Origin of the sequence: Sphingomonas aliaeris (assembly GCF_016743815.1) — a bacterium.
Classification (GTDB): domain Bacteria; phylum Pseudomonadota; class Alphaproteobacteria; order Sphingomonadales; family Sphingomonadaceae; genus Sphingomonas; species Sphingomonas aliaeris.
Genome location: NZ_CP061035.1, coordinates 2,779,023 through 2,800,081, shown reverse-complemented (window position 1 = coordinate 2,800,081; position 21,059 = coordinate 2,779,023). Strand labels below are relative to the sequence as shown.

Annotated in this window: 17 protein-coding genes and 1 pseudogene; 8 read left to right on the top strand and 10 right to left on the bottom strand. The window is 63.9% G+C overall.

From position 1 onward, the window contains the following. Window positions 1-22 precede the first annotated feature (22 nt). Window positions 23-1,804 (top strand): ABC-F family ATP-binding cassette domain-containing protein, encoded by a 1,782-nt coding sequence (locus tag H5J25_RS13150; RefSeq protein WP_202091674.1) that lies wholly within the window; start codon window positions 23-25, stop codon window positions 1,802-1,804. On the opposite strand, the gene H5J25_RS13145 is transcribed toward H5J25_RS13150, so the two are convergent. From H5J25_RS13145 to H5J25_RS13125, 5 genes are all read right to left on the bottom strand, one after another. Continuing rightward, a complete protein-coding gene (locus H5J25_RS13145; RefSeq protein WP_202091672.1) occupies window positions 1,801-2,820 on the bottom strand; it encodes a sensor histidine kinase in 1,020 nt (339 codons plus the stop codon). The genes H5J25_RS13150 and H5J25_RS13145 overlap by 4 nt on opposite strands. 71 nt (window positions 2,821-2,891) lie before the next feature. Continuing rightward, on the bottom strand, window positions 2,892-3,716 hold the full coding sequence (locus H5J25_RS13140) for an ATP-binding protein (protein ID WP_202091670.1): 825 nt from the start codon (window positions 3,714-3,716) through the stop codon (window positions 2,892-2,894). Between the two features lie 103 nt (window positions 3,717-3,819). After that, window positions 3,820-5,169 carry a PEP-CTERM-box response regulator transcription factor gene (gene prsR, locus H5J25_RS13135; RefSeq protein WP_202091668.1) on the bottom strand — a complete coding sequence of 450 codons (1,350 nt, stop codon included), beginning with the start codon at window positions 5,167-5,169 and terminating at the stop codon, window positions 3,820-3,822. Next, complete coding sequence (prsK, locus tag H5J25_RS13130; RefSeq protein ID WP_202091666.1) at window positions 5,166-7,229, bottom strand: XrtA/PEP-CTERM system histidine kinase PrsK; 2,064 nt, start codon at window positions 7,227-7,229, stop codon at window positions 5,166-5,168. Before prsK ends, prsR begins: the two co-directional genes overlap by 4 nt. Before the next feature lie 43 nt (window positions 7,230-7,272). Then, on the bottom strand, window positions 7,273-8,661 hold the full coding sequence (locus H5J25_RS13125) for a TIGR03013 family XrtA/PEP-CTERM system glycosyltransferase (protein ID WP_202091664.1): 1,389 nt from the start codon (window positions 8,659-8,661) through the stop codon (window positions 7,273-7,275). 196 nt (window positions 8,662-8,857) lie between these two features. Between H5J25_RS13125 and H5J25_RS13120 the strand changes: the two genes are divergently transcribed. From H5J25_RS13120 to H5J25_RS13110, 3 genes are all read left to right on the top strand, one after another. Next, entirely contained in the window at window positions 8,858-9,955 is a 1,098-nt protein-coding gene (locus H5J25_RS13120) for a mannose-1-phosphate guanylyltransferase/mannose-6-phosphate isomerase (RefSeq protein WP_202091662.1), read from the top strand. A 165-nt stretch (window positions 9,956-10,120) separates the two neighbouring features. Next, window positions 10,121-10,639 carry a response regulator gene (locus H5J25_RS13115; RefSeq protein WP_202091659.1) on the top strand — a complete coding sequence of 173 codons (519 nt, stop codon included), beginning with the start codon at window positions 10,121-10,123 and terminating at the stop codon, window positions 10,637-10,639. 308 nt (window positions 10,640-10,947) lie between these two features. Further along, a complete protein-coding gene (locus H5J25_RS13110) occupies window positions 10,948-11,508 on the top strand; it encodes a GNAT family N-acetyltransferase (RefSeq protein WP_202091658.1) in 561 nt (186 codons plus the stop codon). A gap of 9 nt (window positions 11,509-11,517) precedes the next feature. On the opposite strand, the pseudogene H5J25_RS21675 reads toward H5J25_RS13110, so the two are convergent. The 4 genes and pseudogenes from H5J25_RS21675 to H5J25_RS13090 form a co-directional block, all read right to left on the bottom strand. Next, window positions 11,518-12,880, bottom strand: a pseudogene (locus H5J25_RS21675) (dihydrolipoamide acetyltransferase family protein). 100 nt (window positions 12,881-12,980) lie between these two features. Further along, window positions 12,981-13,985 carry an alpha-ketoacid dehydrogenase subunit beta gene (locus tag H5J25_RS13100; protein ID WP_202096365.1) on the bottom strand — a complete coding sequence of 335 codons (1,005 nt, stop codon included), beginning with the start codon at window positions 13,983-13,985 and terminating at the stop codon, window positions 12,981-12,983. A 65-nt stretch (window positions 13,986-14,050) separates the two neighbouring features. Further along, window positions 14,051-15,340, bottom strand: coding sequence for a 3-methyl-2-oxobutanoate dehydrogenase (2-methylpropanoyl-transferring) subunit alpha (locus H5J25_RS13095; protein WP_202091656.1), 1,290 nt, complete (start codon window positions 15,338-15,340; stop codon window positions 14,051-14,053). 229 nt (window positions 15,341-15,569) lie between these two features. After that, the gene (locus H5J25_RS13090; RefSeq protein WP_202091654.1) at window positions 15,570-16,574 is read right to left on the bottom strand and encodes a fumarylacetoacetate hydrolase family protein; all 1,005 of its coding nucleotides are present in this window, start codon (window positions 16,572-16,574) and stop codon (window positions 15,570-15,572) included. Window positions 16,575-16,702: 128 nt separating this feature from the next. On the opposite strand from H5J25_RS13090, the gene H5J25_RS13085 reads away from it, so the two are divergent. The 4 genes from H5J25_RS13085 (at window position 16,703) to H5J25_RS13070 (ending at window position 20,679) form a co-directional block, all read left to right on the top strand. Continuing rightward, complete coding sequence (locus tag H5J25_RS13085; RefSeq protein ID WP_202091648.1) at window positions 16,703-17,860, top strand: acyl-CoA dehydrogenase family protein; 1,158 nt, start codon at window positions 16,703-16,705, stop codon at window positions 17,858-17,860. Between the two features lie 102 nt (window positions 17,861-17,962). Continuing rightward, window positions 17,963-18,802, top strand: a complete 840-nt coding sequence (locus H5J25_RS13080; RefSeq protein WP_202091646.1) for a CDP-alcohol phosphatidyltransferase family protein — start codon at window positions 17,963-17,965, stop codon at window positions 18,800-18,802. Between the two features lie 66 nt (window positions 18,803-18,868). Further along, a complete protein-coding gene (locus H5J25_RS13075) occupies window positions 18,869-19,963 on the top strand; it encodes an inositol-3-phosphate synthase (RefSeq protein ID WP_202091644.1) in 1,095 nt (364 codons plus the stop codon). Between the two features lie 2 nt (window positions 19,964-19,965). Then, window positions 19,966-20,679 (top strand): phosphocholine cytidylyltransferase family protein, encoded by a 714-nt coding sequence (locus H5J25_RS13070; RefSeq protein WP_225883108.1) that lies wholly within the window; start codon window positions 19,966-19,968, stop codon window positions 20,677-20,679. A gap of 9 nt (window positions 20,680-20,688) precedes the next feature. Here the strand turns inward: H5J25_RS13070 and H5J25_RS13065 are convergent, their stop codons facing one another. Beyond that, window positions 20,689-21,039, bottom strand: a complete 351-nt coding sequence (locus H5J25_RS13065; protein ID WP_202091643.1) for a response regulator — start codon at window positions 21,037-21,039, stop codon at window positions 20,689-20,691. Window positions 21,040-21,059 lie beyond the last annotated feature (20 nt).

Genomic DNA, 21,059 nt, shown 5'->3' with positions numbered 1-21,059 from the left:
CGCTCCCTAACGAGCCTGTCGCATGGCTGCACCAATCCTCGCTTACGAAAATCTCGGTCTCGTCCAGGGCTCCGGCTGGCTGTTTCGCGGCCTCGACGTCCATGTCGGTCCGCGCGACCGGCTGGCGCTGATCGGGCGCAACGGCGCGGGCAAGACGACGTTGCTGAAACTGATCGCCGGGAAGATCGATGCCGACGAGGGGCGTCGCACGATCCAGCCGGGCACGCGCGTCATCCTGCTGGAACAGGAGCCGGATCTGCGCACGTTCGCGACGCTTGGCGATTATGTTCTCGGCGGCGACGATGCGCCGCTGCAATATGAAGCGGAGGCGATCGCCGACCAGCTCGGCATCGACCTGTCGCGCGAGGCGGCATCGGCATCGGGCGGCGAGCGGCGTCGTGCGGCAATCGTACGGGCGCTGGCGCAGGATCCGGACGTGCTGCTGCTCGACGAGCCGACCAACCATCTGGATATCGCGGCGATCGACTGGCTGGAGGAATGGCTGGGCCGGTTCCGCGGCGCGTTCATCGTCATCAGCCACGATCGCACCTTCCTGACGCGGCTGACCAAGCAGACCCTGTGGCTCGACCGCGGAACCGTGCGGCGCGCGGAGATCGGGTTCGGCGGGTTCGAAGCGTGGACGGAGCAGGTCTATGCCGAGGAACAGCGCAATGCCGAGAAGCTGGATGCGAAGCTGAAGCTGGAAGAGCATTGGCTGCTGCGTGGCGTGACCGGGCGGCGCAAGCGCAATCAGGGGCGCCTGACCAAACTGTTCGAGATGCGCGAGACGCGCGCGGCGATGATGGGGCCGCCGGGTACCGCGAACCTGACGATCGGCAGCGACGATGCGCGCAGCAAGATCGTCATCGACGTCAAGCATGTCTCGAAATCGTTCGGCGATCGCCCGATCATCACCGATCTGAACCTGCGCGTGTCGCGGCGCGACCGGATCGGCATCGTCGGCCAGAACGGCGCGGGCAAGACGACGCTGCTGAAACTGCTGACCGGCGAACTGGCGCCGGATTCGGGCACGGTGAAGCTCGCTCAGAATGTCGAGCGGATCGTGATCGATCAGCAGCGCAGCAAGATGGCACCCGACAAGACGGTGCGCGAAGTGCTGGCGGATGGCGGCGACTGGATCGAGGTGCAGGGCGTCAAGAAGCACATCATCGGCTATCTGAAGGAATTCCTGTTCGAACCAGGGCTGGTCGATGCGCAGGTCGGAACTTTGTCGGGTGGCGAGCGGTCGCGCCTGCTGCTTGCGCGCGAATTCGCCCGTCCGTCGAACCTGCTGGTGCTGGACGAACCGACCAACGATCTCGATCTGGAAACGCTCGACCTGCTGCAGGAAGTGATCAGCGATTATGACGGTACCGTCCTGATCGTCAGCCACGATCGCGACTTCCTGGATCGCACGGTCACGATCACGCTCGGTTTGGACGGTTCGGGTACGGTCGACGTGGTCGCGGGCGGTTACGAGGATTGGGAAGCCAAGCGCAAGGCGGCGGCGCCGAAGCGCGGCGGCGGCAATCGTAAGGTGCAGGCCACCGCGCCGCCGCCGCCTCCACCGCCGAAGGTCAAGCTGACGTACAAGGATCAGCGCGATTACGAGACCTTGCCGAAGCGGATCGAGACGCTGGATGCGGCGATCCTGCGTGACGAGAAGGCGCTGGCGGATCCTGCGCTCTATTCGAAGGACTTTGCGCGGTTCGAGATGCTGACCAAGGCGGTCGAGAACGCACGCGCGGAAAAGGAAGCGGCGGAACTGCGTTGGCTGGAACTCGCCGAGATGGTCGAAGGCTAGGGCGCCAGCGCCAGCGTGACGCGCGTTCCGGTGTGGTCGCTGTCGATGCTGATCGTGCCCCCGGCTTGCCGGGCAAACGCCTCGATGAGGCGTGATCCCAGGCCATTTTGCGCGCTGGCCTGAACGGGGGCGTCGGGCATGCCCACGCCGTCGTCCGCGACGCTGAGCGTCCAGCCGCCGGCGCTGCTCTTGCGGAACGTGACGTCGATCGTCCCGATGTCGCGACCCGGAAACGCGTGCTTCGCCGCATTGGTGACGAGTTCGTTGACGATCAGCCCGATCGACACCGCACGGTCGCGCGGCACCGCGACCTCGTCCGCATCGCAGCTGAGGTGGATACCGCCGCGCAGGAAGAGCGCCTCGGCCAGAGCGGCGCAAAGGTCGGACATATAGTCGCGGATCTCGACCATGCCCGGTTGCTTGCCGTCGCCACGATACAAATGGCGGTGCGCCCGGGCGATGCTGTCCACACGCGCCTGCGCCGTGGCCAGCGCCTCGACCGTCGCCGGATCGACCGCGCGGCGTCGTTGCATGTCGAGCAGACCGGCGACGATCGCGAAGTTGTTCTTAACCCGATGGTCGAATTCGGCGAGGAACAGGTCGCGGTCGGCGATTTCCCGGTCGCGCTCGGCCGTCGCCATTCTGGCGGATCGCCTGAACATTTCGCTGATCACGATCGTCAAGATCGCGGTGACGGTAATGACGCCCAGCGATAGCGCGCCGTTCGCGTCGGCGAACCGGAACGAATTCCTAATCGGCAGGAAATAATACCAGGCGTAGACGATCGACAGGCTCGCCCCGACCAGTCCCGCACCCCAACGGGCGAACAGTGTCGCCACGATGATCGACGGATAGACGAGCGCGAAGGGCGCCGCGCCGGGTGCGACGAGGTCGAACATCAGCCGCACGATCCCGGCGGCGCCGGCCGTGAGGACGCCGACGACGACCTGCGTCGCCCATGACGGCAACGTCGGTGCGAGCCGGTCGCACAAATCGAGTTCGCCGAGATGAGCCATTCACAAGAAAGGGCCCGAACCGGAACTCAAGTCAAGCCGGGATCGAAACGAAACCGAACTTTTCGTCGTGTTCAGACAGCGTTGCGGTCGATGCTTCGGCCAGTACGGCCCGCCAGATCGACGATGTAATGCCATGCGACGCGTCCCGACCGGCTACCGCGCCGTGTCGCCCAGCCGACCGCCTCTGCCGGGTCGAAGGGCAGGTCGTGTGCTGCGGCATATCCTTCGACCACGGCAAGATACAGATCCTGGTCCATGACATGGAAGCCGAGGCTAAGCCCGAAGCGATCCGCCAGCGCGAGCTGATCGTCGATCGCATCGCGCGGATTGATCGCGCTTTCCTGCTCCGCAATATCGCGCGGCACGAGGTGGCGGCGGTTGGACGTCACCAGCAGCCGGGCATTGGCCGGCCGCGCCTCCGCACCGCCCTCCAGCATCGAACGTAGCGCCCGCGCATCGCCCGCCGCATCGAAGCCGAGATCGTCGATGAACAGCGCGAAGGCGCGGGGGATCGCGGCGATCGCGGCGAACAGCGCAGGCAGGCTGTCCAGGCTGGCACTGCCGACCTCGACGAGGGCGAGATCGCCGCCCTTTTCCTGTACATCGGCCACGGCGCTTTTCACCAAAGCGGATTTGCCCGTCCCGCGCGCGCCCCAGAGCAGCACATCGTGCGCCGCGAAGCCGTGCGCCAGCCGATCGAGATTGCCGACCAACGCCGCCTTTTGCTTGTCGATGCCGATCAGTTGTTCCAGCGGCAAGGCGACGAAGGCCCGCGTCGCGACCAATACGTCGCTTTTCCAGACATAGGCCGGATGCTTCAACGGATCGGCCGACGCCGCGGGGGGCGGGGCGAGACGTTCGAGAGCGTCGGCTATGCGATCGAGCGGGTCGGTCATGCCGCCTTTATAGCTTGCCACATGGGATGCGCCATTCACCCGCGGGTATCGCCGGCGCGATTATCGAGAAACCCCGCCGGGAGTCATGCGCCGCACGACACCCTCAGGCATGTATGTCGTACCCCTTCAGCAGATCGTACAAGGTCGGACGGCTGACACCGAGCAATTTCGCGGTGTTCGAGATATTCCCGTCGGCACGCGCCAAAGCATTGCCGATCGCTCGCCGGTCCGCCTGCTCGCGGATGGTGCGCAGGTTCAGTGGTTCGCGTTCGCCATCCCCGGTCAGGTCGAGATCCGCCGCGGTGACCAGCTTGCCCTCCGCCATGATCACCGCACGCTTCATGCGGTTCTCCATTTCGCGGACGTTGCCGGGCCAGCCCCATGTCTCGATCGCATCGCGTGCGTCGGGCGACAGGCCGGTCACGGCGGAGTTCATCGCCTTGGCATATTTTCGCAGGAAGTGCTGTGCGAGCAGTCCGGGGTCGCCCGAACGTTCGGCAAGCGATGGAATGCGTACGACGATCTCCGCGAGACGATAATAGAGATCCTCGCGAAACGCGCCCGACGCCACCATCGCGTCCAGATCCTGGTGCGTGGCGCAGACGATCCGCGTGTCGACCGCGATCGCCTTGCGGCCGCCGATCCGCTCGATCGTCCGCTCCTGCAGGAAGCGCAGCAGCTTGACCTGCAGGGGCAGGGGGATGTCGCCCACTTCGTCGAGGAACAGCGTACCACCGGCAGCCTGCTCGATCTTGCCCTCGGTCATCTTCACGGCACCGGTGAAGGCGCCCTTTTCATGACCGAACAATTCGCTTTCCAGCAGCGTCTCGGGGATTGCCGCGCAATTGATCGCGACGAACGTACCCTTGGCGCGGGGGCTGGAATCATGGACGCCGCGGGCCAGCAACTCCTTGCCGGTCCCGCTCGCGCCCAGCAGCATGACCGAGACATCGGCATGTGCGACGCGCTCGATGGTTCGCGTGACCCTGAGCATTTCCGGCGCGGCGGTGATCATTCCGCCCAGCACGGTGCCGGTGGAGTGTTCGGCCAGACGGCGGTTCTCAGCTTCCAGCGCATGAACGTGGAATGCCCGCGCGACGATCAGGCCGAGCTGGTCGATGTCGATCGGTTTGGCATAGAAATCCCATGCGCCTTCCGCGATCGCCTTCAGCGCGCTGTCCCGCGCTCCGTGGCCGGACGCGACGATCACCTTGGTATCGGGCTTCAGCCGCAGGATCTCGGCCAGCGTCGCAAAGCCTTCGGTCGTGCCGTCGGGATCTGGCGGCAGGCCCAGGTCCAGCGTAACGACGGCGGGTTCGTCCGCGCGGAGTGCGTCCAACGCGCTGGCGCGGTCGCCTGCCACGACGACCTCATAATCTTCATACGCCCAGCGCAACTGGCGTTGCAGCCCGGCATCGTCCTCGACGATCAGCAGTTTCGGTTTCGCGCTCATGCGGCCTGTTCCAGACGTAATGTGTGTGCGGCGGGTAGCGTGATGCGGAACTGCGTACCGCCGGCATCGCCTCCACCTTCGCGGCTGGTGACGGCGACGCTGCCGCCCATGCCCTGCGCCAATTGTCGCGCCTCGAACGCGCCGATGCCGAAGCCGCCGGGTTTGGACGAGACGAAGGGTTTAAACAATTTGTCGCGCAGGAATGCCGGCGACATGCCGCAGCCATGATCGAGGACGTCGATCGACACGTGCGCGCCGTCACGCGCGATCGCGATTTTGACGGGATCGGACGCAGCGCTGGCTTCGATCGCGTTCTGCAACAAGTGACCCAGCAACTGTTCAAGCCGCACCGGATCGACGTGCGCGGCGACGTGCCTGCCCTCGATCTCGACCGGATGATGCGCGCGGCGTCGCGCGGCGACCCGCTCGATCAGCGGCAGCAATTCCACGTCGCGCAATTCCTCGCCACGCGCGCGGTGGTTCTGCGACAGCCGTGCGAGCAGGTCGTTCATCCGTCCGGCGGAATCCTGCAAGGTCGCGATCATGTCGGCGCGGAATTCGGGATTGTCCGCATGCCGTTCGGCGTTGCGCGCGGTGAGCGTCAGCTGGCTGACGAGGTTCTTGATATCGTGCAGGATGAAGGCGAAGCGGCGGTTGAATTCGTCGAACCGCTCAGCCTCGGCCAGCGCTTCCTGCGCGCGCGCCTCGGCAAGGTAGCTGGCCACTTGCCGCCCCGCGATGCGCAACAGGTCGAAATCCTCCCAGTCGAGCGCGCGGTCAACCGGTGGCCGCGCCAGCAGGATCGCGCCCTGCAACCGATCCAGATGGACTAGCGGGACCAGCGCCCAGGCGTCGGTCAGGTCGATCATCCATGGCGGAACGCTGTCCGTATCGGCCGACGAGCCGGCACCGGCCCGCACCGAATCCAGTTCGACGATCCGGCCGCTCGCTGCCAGATGCCGCGCGAGCGCTTCCCCACCCGCGATCGTCGGCAGATCGTCCGCATCCCATTTCCACCGCGCGCCGATGCCCAGCATCGCGCCATCGGGGACGAGCAGCAGGCCGGCGGGAGAATCGGTCAGGTCGGCGACCGCCTTCACCACGCGTTCGTCCAGCGCGGCGGCACCTTCCGGCTTGCCCAGTGTGTCCGTGAAGCGGATCCACTCCGTGCGATAATCGTAGCGGTGGCGGAACAGGTGCTTCGCCATCTTCACCTTGACCCACGCTTTCAGCCACGGCGAGGATACGAGCGTCAGCGTCGCGGCGGTCGATCCGAAGACGAACGCCGTCTGCGCCATGCGGGCATTCTCGCCGCTGATCTCGGCCAGCGCGCGGGTCGCGATGACCATCATCAGCAGGTACAGGACGACGCCGGCCATCGACATGGATTGCCACGCCACCGAGCGCGACAGGCGCAGTGTCCAATCGCCGTTGCGCAGCACCGCAATAGCGAACAGCGGCGCGAGCAGCGCCATCGCGACCCCGCGGATCGCGATCAGTTCAGCGACATAGCCTTGCGTGGCGTAGCGGATGCCGAACATCACGAAATCCATGCCCCACATCGCCGCCAGAGCGATGACGAGCAGCCGGATGCCCCCGCGCTCCCGCGGCGCGACCGCCGAATGGAGGTGATTGACCAGCACCAGCGCGCTGACCGCGACCATGACGCGCAACAGGATGCGCGCGCGATCGAGCCGCGCGATCGTCGATACGTCGATCCCCTCGAGCAGGACGACAGCGATCCCGATCAGCACGATGATCGCCACCACGCCGTACAGACAGGCGATGGTGCGGCGATGCGGGGCCGCGCGGTCGCGCTGCACCAATGCGAACATGAACCCCAGCCAGGCGATGTTGCGGAACGACTCCGCCACGCGCGCCGTCACGTCGCGCGCGTCGATCCCAGCCACGGCCAGTGCCCACAATGCGGTCGCGACGAGCGCCACGACGAACGGCAAGCGGGGCAGCGCGGTGGTGGCGTCGCGCAGCTGCGACCATGCGATCATGCAGAACAGCAGGGCGGCGAGCGCATGGCCCCATAGGGTGACGGTCAACGACACCCGCGCGACCCGCGGCAGGACATGGAGGCGCGACCCGGATCGATCACCGAGCGCCCTCGGGCCATAGCACCACCCGGATCGTCTGCAGGAGGATCAGGATATCGAGAAACGGCGAATAATTCTTCGCGTAGTACAGATCATATTCCAGCTTCTGCCGGCTATCCTCAATCGACGCGCCGTAAGGGTAATTGATCTGCGCCCAGCCGGTGATGCCCGGCTTCACCATATGGCGTTCGGCGTAGTAATTGAGCTGCTGTTCCAGATCGTCGACGAACTGGGGCCGTTCGGGGCGCGGGCCGACGAAACTCATCTCGCCTTTAAGCACGCTCCACGTCTGTGGCAGTTCGTCGATGCGGCATTTGCGGATGAAACGACCGATCCGCGTGATGCGGGGATCGTCCTTCTCCGCCCAGACGGCCTGTCCGGCCACTTCGGCGTCCTGACGCATCGACCGCAGTTTAAGGCAATCGAAGCCGACGCCGTACAGCCCGACGCGACGCTGGCGATAGAAAGCAGGCCCCTTGCTCTCCAGCTTTATCGCCAGCGCGGTGAGCAGGATCACCGGCGCCATCAGCGTTAGGAGCAATGCGCTGGCGGTAATGTCGAACAGGCGCTTGAAGATGCTGGACAGCATCCGGCCCGAAGAGAATCCGTCGGAAAAGATCAGCCAGCTCGGATTGACGCTCTGCAGATCGACCCGCCCGGTCTCGCGCTCCAGGAAGGTCGAAATCTCGTTGACGTGCACGCCCGTCGTCTTGATCCGCAACAGATCCTTCAGCGGCAAGGCGTTGCGGCGTTCCTCTAGCGCCAGCACCACTTCGCTGGCGTTCAACAGCACCACATGATCGGCAAGGTTGTAGATCGCGTCGCGCGCGATCGCTTCCGGGATGACGCGTTGCGGTTCGCTCATCGATACATAGCCGACGACGACGAAGCCCGCGCCCGGCGTCTGCGCCAATGCCTTCAGCCGCGCCGCACGCGCGCCGGCGCCGAGAACGACGACCCGACGCTTGAACGCCTGCCCGCCAATCATCTTGCCGAGCAATACACGTAGCGCGAACAGCAGAAGGACGGCGACCGGCATCGAATACAGCAGGTTAGAGCGCCAGAGGGTCATTCCGGGGAGCATGAAGAAGATGACGCTCAAGAGGATGACTCCCAGCGACACCGCGACGAGGATTCGCGCGGCGGCATGGCGTAAGGATTGAAGCGAACCGGCGCCATACACGCCGACCGCGATCATTGCCGTTTCCAGGCTGATGGCGAAGGTCAGCAATTGCGGGATCCGGGTGTGGATCGGTTCGACGTCCATCCCGATCTGGCTGGCGCGATAGACCCAGCCGAACTCCGCCGCAGCAAGAAGCAGCATGATGTCGAACAGGCCGAGCAGCAGCACGGCGTGCGGCACATAATGCTTGAACAGCCTGATCATGATCGTCTCGCCCTGCGCCGATGCTCTGTAGATTTTTCCGACATGCGAGTGTGCCAGTCGCAGAAATAGACAAACAAACCTTGAACGACCCAAATCGACGGGCCCAAATCGACGGGCATGCGGATCAGTCTTGATCTTGGAAGGTTTCGCAAACGCGCGTTCGTGCCTACAGACGGTGCAACAGGAGGATTCTCACATGCCGCTTTCCCGACCGATCGTTCCCGTCATCCTTTCGGGCGGATCGGGCACGCGGTTGTGGCCGATGTCGCGGCCCGAACGCCCGAAACAGATGCTGTCGCTGACCGCGGCGGAGACGATGCTGCAATTGACCGCCACCCGCGTGATGGGCGAATTGCGCGCCGACGGGACACGCGGCGAGGGCAACGGGGGCGAGCGCTTCACCGCACCCATCGTCGTCGCCAATGCCCGTCATGCCGACATGATCGACGAGCAACTGGACGCGGTGTCCGCCTCCGCCCAGGCCGTCATCCTCGAACCAGCGGGACGCAATACCGCGCCCGCCATCGCTCTGGCCGCGATCGCGGCCGGCGACGGCGCAAGCCCTTTGCTCGTCATGCCATCCGACCATGTGATCGATGACGTGCCGGCGTTCCATGCCGCGATCCACGCCGCGATGCCGCTGGTGGAACAGGGCTGGCTCGTCACGTTCGGTATCGCGCCCGACGCGCCCGAGACCGGCTACGGATACATCCAGGTCGGGGAAGAGGTCTCGCCCGGCGTCAACCGCGTCGTCCGCTTCGTCGAAAAGCCGCCGCGGGAGAAGGCGGAGGCGATGGTCGCCGGCGGCGATCACGCCTGGAACGGCGGTATCTTCCTGTTCCGCGCCGACGCCTATCTCGGCGCATTGTCGCACCATGCGCCCGACATGCTGTCGGCCTGCACGGCCGCGATGGACGGTGCGCGGCAGGACGGCCAGCGCATCTATCCCGACGCCGACGCCTTCGCTGCATCGCCGTCCGATTCCATCGACTATGCGGTGATGGAAAAGGCGGACCGGGTCGCGGTCGTGCCCGTCAGCATGGGGTGGAGCGACCTCGGCAGTTGGGACGCGCTCCATGCGATCAGCCCGCGCGACGAAACCGGCAATGCGCATCAAGGCGACATCGTCGCAATCGAGACGGTGAATTGCCTGGTGCGTAGCGACGGCGTGCGGATCGCCATGGTCGGGGTCGAAGACCTGATCGTCGTGGCCAGCGGTAACGACGTCCTGATCCTGCCACGCGGGCGCAGCCAGGAAGTCAAAAAGTTGATCGAGGCTATGAAGGACGGATGATTTCCATACTCGCGAACCCGCGGGCATACTTGATTTTTTAACGAACGTTCTTCATCTTTGAGGCGACGTTTCTTTGACGAAGCGGTTTCGTCATTCGGCCGGGGGCGATCCATTCGGGTCGCGACATTCGGCCCGGAAACGGCGTTGGGTTTTTAGGACAGCTTCATGCTTGATCAAATGCGTATCCTGATCGTCGAGGACGAGCCGATGACCGGCATGGACCTCGCCCATCATATCGAAAGCCTGAACGGTACCGTGGTCGGTCCGTTTGGATCGGTGGCGGAAGCGATGGAGACTTTGGTCGATACGGTGGTCGACGGTGCGGTTCTGGACGGTCAGTTGACCGATCGCGACGTGACTCCGGTCGCGCGGCGGCTGTTCGAAAGCAACACGCCGTTCGTGATGTTCACCGGCAATCAATTGCCTGCGGAGATGCTCGGCGACGATCACGACGTCCCGGTGATGAGCAAGCCCGCATCGCCATCGATGGTGCTGCAACGCCTGATCAGCGAGATGTCGATCCGCCGGACGAGCGATCTGGAAAAGTACGAGCAGGTCAAGGTTATGCTCGATGCATCGATCGCGCTGATGGACAAGATCGGTGACGGCCTGATCGGTGCGCACCTCGCGCTGCCGCTGGAATTGATCGAAGACCGGCTGAACACCGTAGCGCACGCGAGCTGATTACCTCTCCCGGAAACGTATCCAGCGGCGGCCTGCCAAGCGCGCTGCCGCCCCGGATTTTTTCTGGCGGGACGGAAGAGGGGAAAATCGACGTTTCGCGGGCAGGTCGGGCATCAGTCCTTCGGGCCGACGCACCCGAGTTCGCGCGGGTGGCGAGGGACGTATTATCGGGATACCCGGCCGGACGGGTGCGACGGTGGGGGCAGTCATTCCACACATTCTCGCGCGCTTCCGTGTCCCTTGGTCTTGATTTTCCGCCGATTGGAAGATGGCGATCGATCCTGCCGCTCGCCTGAGCCGATGCTGTGATGGCGGCCAAATTGACAGTGCAGGGCGGTCTATATACCGGCGCGGGCATGATGGATTCGATGATGGAACACGGGCGCGGATCGCCGGCGGGGCTCGGGATCGTGGAATATTCGGACGGGCTGGCGCGCGAATTTCACGACATCAATGCGCAGTGGATCTCCGCCATGTTCCGGCTTGAGGATACCGACCGCGACGTATTGGAAAATCCCCGCGCGCGGATCGTCGATCCGGGCGGGGTGATCCTGTTCGCACAGGATTCGGATCTCGGCATCGTCGGAACCTGCGCGTTGCAGAAGACGGGCGAACGTCAATTCGAGCTGACGAAGATGGGCGTGCTGGAAGAGGCGCGGGGGCGGAAGGTGGGCGAGTTTTTGCTGACCGCAGTGCTCGACCGCGCTGCGGCGATGGGGGCGCAGCGGCTGTACCTGTTGACCAGTTCCCGATGTGCGGCCGCCATCCATCTGTATGAGAAGAACGGCTTCCGCCACGACGCCGGGATCATGCGCGACTTCGGCTCGCGCTATGCCCGGTGCGACGTGGCGATGCTGTACCGCGGCTGATCCGGCCGATCAGTCCGCGAACAGAAGGACCGGCGTTTCCAGATACTTCTTCAGCGCCTGCACATAGCTTGCGGCGTCCCAGCCATCGACGACGCGGTGGTCGCAGGAGATGGACAGGTTCATCAGCTTCGCACGGCGGATTTCATCCCCGTCAAAGATAGGACGCTCGACGATCTTGTTCGGGCCGATGATCGCGACTTCCGGGCGGTTGATGACGGGCGTCGTCGCGATCCCGCCGAGCGGACCGAGCGACGTGACGGTCAGCGTCGATCCGCTGAGTTCCGCCGACGTCGCCTTGCCGGTCCGCGCGGCCTCGGCCAGCCGTCCGATCTCCGTCGCAAGCTGCCAGACGTTGCGGTCTTGCGCGTCACGAATGACGGGAACCATCAATCCCGCGTCGGTTTGCGTCGCCATACCAAGATGTACCGCGCCAAATCGCGTCACGACGCCCGCCTCGTCATCGTAACGTGCGTTGATCATTGGGAAATCCGGAATCGCCTTGCAGATAGCAACGATCATCAGCGGCAACATAGTCAACTTCGGCCGCCCACCCCGATTGGCGTTCAGATCCGCCCGCATCTCCTCCAGCGCGGTAACGTCGATTTCCTCGACATAGGTGAAGTGCGGGATCGCGCGCTTGGACGACCCGCCATGTTCTCGGCGATGCGACGGCGCATGCCGATGACCTTGATCGGCTCGTCTGCCCGCGCCTTGCTGGCATGCGGCGCATGATATCCCTGTCCGCTGCCGTAGCGCAGGAAGGCATCGAGATCGGCATGGCGCACGCGGTCGCCGTCGGTCTTCACCTGGGCGAGGTCGATGCCGAGGTCCGCCGCGCGCGCGCGGACGGCGGGCGAGGCGAGGGCGGGCGAGGCGGGGGCGTTCGCTTCCCCCTCCCGCTTGCGGCCGGGGCCGGGGGCGGGGCTGCCCGATCACCAGGCTGCCGGTTTTTTTCAGGCCCTTCCCCGGTCCCTCCCGCAAGCGGGAGGGGAGCAGGTTGGACGTCCTCTACTCCCGGATTTTCAGCCTCGTATTGCTCGGCGGTTTCTTCCTGGGCAGGGCTTGGTGGGGCGGCTTTCACTTCGTCGGTAACGGGAGCCAATGCAGGCGCTTCCTCCGCCGACACGTCGCCTTCGGTTTCGATCACGACCAGCGCCGCGCCGATCGAGACCTGGTCTCCGACTTCGCCGGCCAGTTCGACCACCACGCCCGACACCGGCGACTCCATCTCGACCGTCGCCTTGTCGGTCATCATGTCCGCGATCTGCTGGTCTTCCTCGATCCGGTCGCCGACGGCGACATGCCATGCGACGATTTCCGCTTCGGAAATGCCTTCGCCGATATCGGGGAGTTTGAACGTGAAGCGTGCCATTTCAGAAATCCGTTCGTTTCGAGCGAAGTCGAGAACTCTGTCTCAAACCCCGTTTCTCGACTTCGCTCGAAACGAACGGGGGTGGGTGTCGCGGAAGGAGCTAGTCCTTCATCACTTTCTTCAACGCCTCGCCGATGCGCACCGGGCCGGGGAAATAGGCCCATTCGAGGCTGTGCGGATACGGCGTGTCGAACCCGGTGACGCGTTCGATCGGCGCCTCCAGATGATAGAAGCAGCGTTCCTGCACCAAGGCGGAAAGCTCCGCGCCGAAGCCGCTGGTCCGGGTCGCTTCGTGGATGATCATGCAACGCCCGGTCTTCTTGACCGACGCCTCGATCGCTTCGATGTCGAGCGGAACGAGCGTGCGCAAGTCGATGATTTCCGCATCGATCCCCGCATCGGCGATCACCGCCTGCGCCACATGCACCATCGTGCCATAGGCGAGAACGGTCAGCGCTTCGCCCGCGCGCACGACCTTGGCCTTGCCGAGCTCGATCTTGTAATATCCGGTCGGAACCTCGCCCGCGGGATGCTTCGACCAGTTCTGCGCCGGCTTGTCCCAATAGCCGTCGAACGGGCCGTTATAAATGCGCTTGGGTTCGAAGAAGATCGTCGGATCGTTATCCTCGATCGCCGCGATCAGCAGGCCCTTCGCATCGTAGGGCGTGGAGGGGATCACCGTCTTCACGCCCGATACGTGGGTGAAGATACCCTCGGGCGACTGGCTGTGCGTCTGGCCGCCGAAAATGCCGCCGCCGAAAGGTGACCGTACCGTCATCGGCGCGATGAATTCACCGGCCGAGCGGTAGCGCAGGCGGGCGGCTTCCGACACGAGCTGGTCGAGCGCGGGATAGATGTAATCCGCGAACTGGATTTCCGGCACGGGGCGCAGGCCATAGGCGCCCATGCCGACCGCGACGCCGATGATGCCGCATTCGGTGATCGGCGTATCGAACACGCGCTGCTTGCCGTATTTCGCCTGAAGCCCCGCCGTCGCGCGGAACACGCCGCCGAAATAGCCGACATCCTCGCCCATCACGATCACGTCCGGATCGCGTGCCATCATGACGTCCATCGCGGAATTGATCGCCTGGATCATGTTCATGCGCGTGGTTTCGCCTGCGTCCCCGGCGTCGGTCGCGGGGGGCGTTTCGGTATCTGTCATATCGCTCACGATTTATGTGCCCAAGGGCGACCCGATGCCGTCTCTTCCGCAAGCATCTGCGCCTGTTGTTCCTTGAGGTGCCACGGCAGTTCCTCGAACACGCCGTCGAACAGCGTATCCAGCGGCTGGTGCAGGCCGTGGCCCAGGATGCCGTTCTGTTCGGCCTCCTTCTGCGCACGCTTGACGTCTTCCGCGAGTTCCTTGTCCTGCGCGGCGTGACGTTCCTCGTCCCATTCGCCGATCGCGATCAGATGATCCTTCAGCCGCTTGATCGGATCGCCCAGCGGCCAGGCATTGGGTTCGCCCTCGCTGCGATACTGGCCCGGATCGTCGGACGTCGAATGGCCCTCGGCGCGATAGGTGAAATGCTCGATCAGCGTCGGTCCCTGGTTGGTCCGTGCGCGCTCGGCGGCCCAGGCCGTTGCGGCGTAGACGGCGAGTGCGTCGTTACCGTCCACGCGGAGACCGGCAATCCCGTAGCCGACCGCACGTGCGGCGAACGTCGTGGATTCGGCCCCGGCAAAGCCCGAGAAACTGGAAATCGCCCACTGGTTGTTGACGACGTTGAAGATCACCGGTGCGCGGTAGACGGAGGCGAAGGTGCAGGCGGAATGGAAATCGCCTTCCGCCGTCGATCCTTCGCCGCACCACGTGGCCGAGATGCGCGTATCGCCCTTCGCCGCGCTGGCCATCGCCCAGCCGACTGCCTGCGGATATTGCGTCGCGAGGTTGCCGGAAATCGAGAAGAAGCCAGCTTCGCGCACCGAATACATGATCGGCAACTGCTTGCCCTGTAGCCGGTCGCCCTTGTTCGAATAGATCTGGTTCATCATGTCGACGAGGCTCCAGCCCCGCGCGATGAGCAGGCCCTGCTGGCGATACGAGGGGAAGCACATATCCTCGTAATCCAGCGCGAATGCGGCGGAGACCGCAACGGCTTCCTCGCCGGTGCACTTCATGTAGAAGCTGGTCTTGCCCTGACGCTGCGCGCGAAACATGCGTTCGTCGAACGCGCGGACCAGCGCCATACTGCGCAACAGGGACCGCATCGTATCGGGCGAAAGGCGGGGGTTCCACGGACCGACCGCCTGATTGTCTTCGTCCAGTACGCGGACAAGTTCGTAAGCGAGGTCGATGAACGTCTCCGCCTTGTCGGCGGTGTCCGGGCGGCGGGTCTCACCGGCCGCCGGCAGTCGTACGGACGTAAAATCAACCGCGTCGCCCGGCCGGAACTTCGGTTCCGGAACGTAGAGCGACAGGGGCTGCAGATTGGCGCGGCGATCGTCGCTTGCCATGGTTTCTCCAATGCGTTCCGAATCCCGTTCCAAAGCGGACGGTTTCCGTGTCTGCGCCTTGTTATAAAATTTCAACGGCCTTGGCGAGAGCCGGTTTTATGCCAGACGAGCGGCCGGCTGTGCCGACCGGCACGTTTCGTTGAACCACTGATCCACCCGTTCTTCCGGTCGATGCGGGGCAGATCGCGCTCGGGCGCTGACGATTCAGCAACGCCCGAGCGCGTCCCGTTCAACTTTCGACGGTCTGTTCGATCACGCCGAAGATTGGGTGGTGCCGGTCGTCTTCCGCCCAGATGCGGATCGTGTCACCCGCTTTCAAAAACGGTGTGGTCGCCTTGCCGTCGGTGATCGTTTCGACGGTGCGGACTTCCGCCAGACAGGAATAGCCGACGCCTCCGGCAGCGATCGGCTTGCCGGGGCCGCCATCCTCGTCGCGATTCGATACCGTACCCGACCCGACGATCGTTCCGGCACCCAGTTTGCGCGTCTTCGCGGCATGAGCGATCAGCGTTCCGAAATCGAACGTCATATCGACACCGGCCCCCGCCCGGCCGAACGGCTGGCCGTTCAGATCGACCATCAGCTTGCGGTGCAGCTTTCCGCCCTTCCACCAATCGCCCAGCGAGTCGGGCGTGACGAAGACGGGCGAGAAAGCGCTCGCAGGTTTGGCGTGGAAGAAGCCGAACCCCTTGGCCAGTTCTCCGGGGATCAGGTTGCGCAACGACACGTCGTTGGTCAGGCCGACGAGCAGGACCGATTCCAGCGACTCTTCGCGACTCGCTCCCTGCCGGACGTCGCCGGTCACGACGACCACTTCTGCCTCCAGATCGCAGCCCCAGCTTTCGTCGGCCAGCGGTATGGCATCCCGTGGGCCAAGGAAGCCGTCGCTGCCCCCCTGATACATCAGTGGGTCGTGCCAGAACGTCTCGGGCATCTCCGCGCCGCGCGCCTTCCGCACCAGTTCGACGTGATTCACATAAGCCGATCCGTCGGCCCATTGATAGGCACGGGGCAGGGGGGCGGCGGCATCGTGTTCGTGGAAGCGTTCGAGCGGGATCGCGCTGTTCCGTACATCCGTCGCCAAGGCGATGAGGTTGGGCAGCACGCGATCCCAATCGTCGAGCGCGGCTTGCAGCGTCGGCGCGATATGCCCGGCGTCGGCGTACCAGGCGAGATCGTCCGATACGACGACAAGCTTTCCGTCGCGTCCATGCTTGAGGCTGGCCAGTTTCATGCGCTCTCCTTTGGTTCTGACGGCGATCATAGACCCGCCCCTCGCCGCTATGAAAGTGGGAATGGGTTGACGTTCGCGTCACCCGACCGCACACCGGTCAAAACAAGTTGCAAGAGAGGACCTATTCCATGTCGTCGCTCGACACCGTCGCTGGCCGCTTCGCCTATACCGAGGATCACGAGGCGTTTCGCCAGACCGTGCGATCCTTCCTGCAGAAGGAAGGCGTGCCGCACGTCAACGATTGGGAAGAAAAGCGGCTTGTTCCGAAGGACTTCTGGATGAAGGCGGGCGAGATCGGGATGCTGTGCCCGACCGTGCCCGAAGCTTATGGCGGGCTCGGGCTCGACTTCGGCTATAATGCGATCGTCGACGAAGAGATGAGCTATAACGGCGTGCCGGCCGGCTTCTCGCTGCAATCCGATATCGTCGCCGGCTATATCGAGCATTACGGATCGGAAGAGCAGAAGGCGGAATGGCTGCCGAAGATGGTCTCCGGCGAAGTGATCACCGCGATCGCCATGACCGAGCCGGGCACGGGCAGCGACCTTCAGGCGATCCGCACGACGGCCAAGAAGGACGGGAATCATTACGTCATCAACGGCAGCAAGACCTATATCACCAACGGCCAGAATACCGACCTGACGCTGGTCGTCGCCAAAACAGATCCGACGGCCGTTCCCGCATGGAAGGGCATGTCGATCATCCTGGTCGAAAGCGACCGCGATGGCTTCAAGAAGGGCCGCAAGCTCGACAAGATCGGGCAGGATGCAGCCGATACGTCCGAACTGTTCTTCGAAGACGTGCGCGTTCCGATCACCAACTGTCTTGGCGAAGAGGGCAAGGGTTTCATCTATCTGATGAGCCAGTTGCCGCAGGAACGCTTGTCCATCGCGGTATCGGTGATGGCGTCTTCGCAAAAGGCGTTCGACGAGACGGTCGAGTTCACCAAGACGCGCAAGGCGTTTGCCGGGATGGTGTTCGATTTCCAGAACACCCGCTTCGTGCTCGCCGACCTGAAGGCGAAGCTGCAGGTGGGCTGGGCGCATCTCGACTGGGCGATCGGGCGTCATCTGAAGGGTGAGTTGACCAACGAGGAGGGCGCCGCGGCAAAGCTGTGGCACACCGATCTTCAGTGGGAGGTCATGGACAAGTGCCTGCAGCTTCACGGCGGTGCGGGGTATATGAACGAATATCCGATCGCCCGTGCCTGGCGCGCCGCTCGCGTGACGCGGATATTCGGGGGAACCAACGAGATCATGAAGGAGTTGATCGGCCGCAGTTTGTGACAAGAGTCGCGGGATCGGAGCGAGGTTGCGCCAGCCCCGTGGCTGCGGCTTGTCGCAACATGCCTTGCATCCGCGGTTCCATGACGGCATTATGAAGGCCTGATGAAACTTGCTCCGCCCGATGGCTCCAGAGACAGGCGGATTGAGGATCCAACCAACCTCTGGCTGATCCATCCCGCGTCGCGTGCTCTACTTCCCTTGGCGCTACGGGCTGGTATTTCGGCGAACTTCGTCTCGTTCGTGGGCCTGTTCCTCGGCATCGCGGCAGCTATTTCCTACTCGAACTGGACAAGCCGGACGGCCGCCGCGGTCGGGCTGCTATTCTCGGTAGGCTGGCTGGTCGCGGACGGTCTCGATGGCATGGTCGCGCGTGCGACTCGGAGTGCTTCCGCTTTCGGTCGATTGCTCGACGGGCTGGTCGATCACGGCGTCTTCACCCTGATCTATGTCGTGCTGGCCATGTCGATCGGCACGGTGGAGGGCTGGGTATTGGCATTCGCGGCGGGCTTTGCGCACATGGTGCAGTCCAGCCTTTTCGAAGGCGAACGGGCGCGTTTCCACCGCCGTGCGAAGGGAGACTGGGGTGGAACGCCGCCAGCGCGTACGGGCGGCTTTCTCGAAAAGCTCTATGACGATGTCTCGCATATCGTCGATCGCGCGGCTGGTCGGTTCGATCAAGCGTTGCGTGACGACCGGGATCCGGCGCGCTTCGGGCAAGACTATGCCGCAAAAGCGGCGTGGCCGATGAAAGTCATGGCGTTCGAAAGCGCGAATATGCGCGTACTGGCGATCTTCGTTTCCTGTCTTGCGGGTAATCCCCGGCTGTTCTGGTGGTTCGAGATCGTTCCGCTGACCCTCTTGATCATTGGCACCCTGATCTGGCATCGGCGCGTGGAAGCCGCCTTGATGCATCCGGGCGGCGCGAAACCCGTAAATACCTGACTGCCCGGGCGCCGCTGCGCCGACCCCGACCACATCATTTTTGAGAATCGAAGGACCCGTCCAACCATGAACACCATCAACGTCGCGGTGATCGGCATCGGCAATTGCGCCAGTTCGCTGGTCCAGGGGCTGGCATTCTATCATCAGGGGCAGAACGACCATGTCGGCCTGATGCATTGGGATCTGGGCGGATACAAGCCGAGCGATATCAAGGTCGTGGCGGCGTGGGACGTCGATGCGCGCAAGGTGGGCGTGGATGTGTCAGAGGCGATCTTCGCCAAGCCGAACTGCACCGCCGTGTTCTGCGCCGACGTTCCGTCGAGCGGCGTGAAGGTCCAGATGGGCAACGTGCTCGACGGCGTCGCCGAGCATATGGCCGATTATAAGGACGACCGCACCTTCGTCGTCGCGGACCTGCCGCAGCCGACCAAGGCGGAAGTCGTCGCAGCCTTGAAGGCAAGCGGTGCGGACGTGCTGATGAACTATCTGCCCGTCGGTAGCCAGAAAGCCACCGAATTCTATGCCGAATGCGCCATCGAAGCAGGCGTGGCCTTCGTCAACAACATCCCCGTCTTCATCGCAAGCGACGAAGTCTGGGCGAAGAAGTTCACCGATGCCGGCGTTCCGATCGTCGGCGACGATATCAAGGCGCAGCTTGGTGCGACGATCGTCCACCGTGTCCTGACGGACCTGTTCGCCAAGCGTGGAGTCAAGCTGGAGCGGACGTACCAGCTGAACACCGGCGGCAACACCGACTTCCTGAACATGTCGAACCATCGCCGCCTGGAGTCGAAGAAGATCTCCAAGACGGAAGCCGTCCAATCGGTGGCGGCCGAGCGGTTGACGGACGATAACGTGCATATCGGCCCGAGCGACTATGTTCCGTGGCAGAACGACAACAAGGTCTGCTTCCTGCGCATGGAAGGCACGATGTTCGGCGGCGTCCCGATGAACCTGGAAATGCGCTTGTCGGTGGAAGACAGCCCGAACAGCGCCGGCGTGGCGATCGACATGATCCGTTGCGCGAAGCTGGCCAGCGATCGCGGTCTCGCAGGCCCGGTTCATCCGGCATCCGCGTATTTCTGCAAGCATCCTCCGATCCAGATGACGGACGACCTTGCGCAGATCGCTGTCGAAGACTTCATCGCCGCTGCTGCCTGAGAGTGACGCAGATCGACACGGCGGTGCTGCTTGCGGCAGGCGCCGGAACGCGCCTGCGGGACGCCGCCGAGTCGAAGCCGTTGTGCGAGGTCGCGGGAAAGCCGCTGATCGATCATGCGATCGAGCGGCTGGCCCGGTCTGGAATCTCGCGCGTGATCGTGACGACCGGATACCGGGCCGAGGCGATCGAGGCGCATCTGGCGGGCCGAGACTGGCCGGTCGTCGTGCAGACCGCGCGGACGATCGACTGGCGGCAGCCGAATGGCGTGTCCGCGCTGGCGGCGGCACCATTGCTGGACGGTCGGGATACGTTGCTGGCGATGTGCGATCATCTGGTCGAGCCCGCTTTGTACGCGCGGCTTGCGGCGGCTGGCGCGGGTGACGGTCTACGCCTTGGTATCGACCGCCGTCTGGGCCATCCGTGGGTCGATCCCCTGGACGTGACGTTCGTCGCGACCGACGGCGATCGCATCACCGCGATCGGTAAGGAAATGACGCCGCACGATTGCTACGATACCGGTGTGTTTGCGGTCGGCTCCGCATTTTTCGAGGCTTTGTCGCAGTTGGCGGCACCCTCGATTACGGAGGCGGTGCGTTCGCTGATCGACCGGAATACCGCATTGACGGTCGATTGCAGCGATCTCGACTGGATCGACGTCGACGACCCCAAGGCGTTGCAAGCGGCCAACGAATGGGCCGGGGCCGTGGCTGGCTGAAGACGGTCGTCAGTAAGGCGTGACGGCGTGGAATGCGGTGCTGAGTATTGCCGGTCCCACCGGCTTGCAGAGGATGCAATACGGCGGAGGGCAGGGGCGGCACGATCCCGGTGTCGCGGTAATGAAGATGACTGGAAGAGGCCCCATTTCGTTCTGGATGCAATCGACTGCATTGGGTCCAGTTCCCTCACGCAGTATCACGTCGGACGTGATTACATCGGGGCGTTGAACACGTGCCGCTTCGATCGCCTCGTCTTCGGTTTCGGCAAAAGCGAAGCTGGTCGCGCCCATCCGACCCAGCATATCCTGGATGTCCATTGCGATGAGGGGTTCATCCTCGATGATCAGTACGTGGCACAAAAGCCGTCCCCTTGATGTCG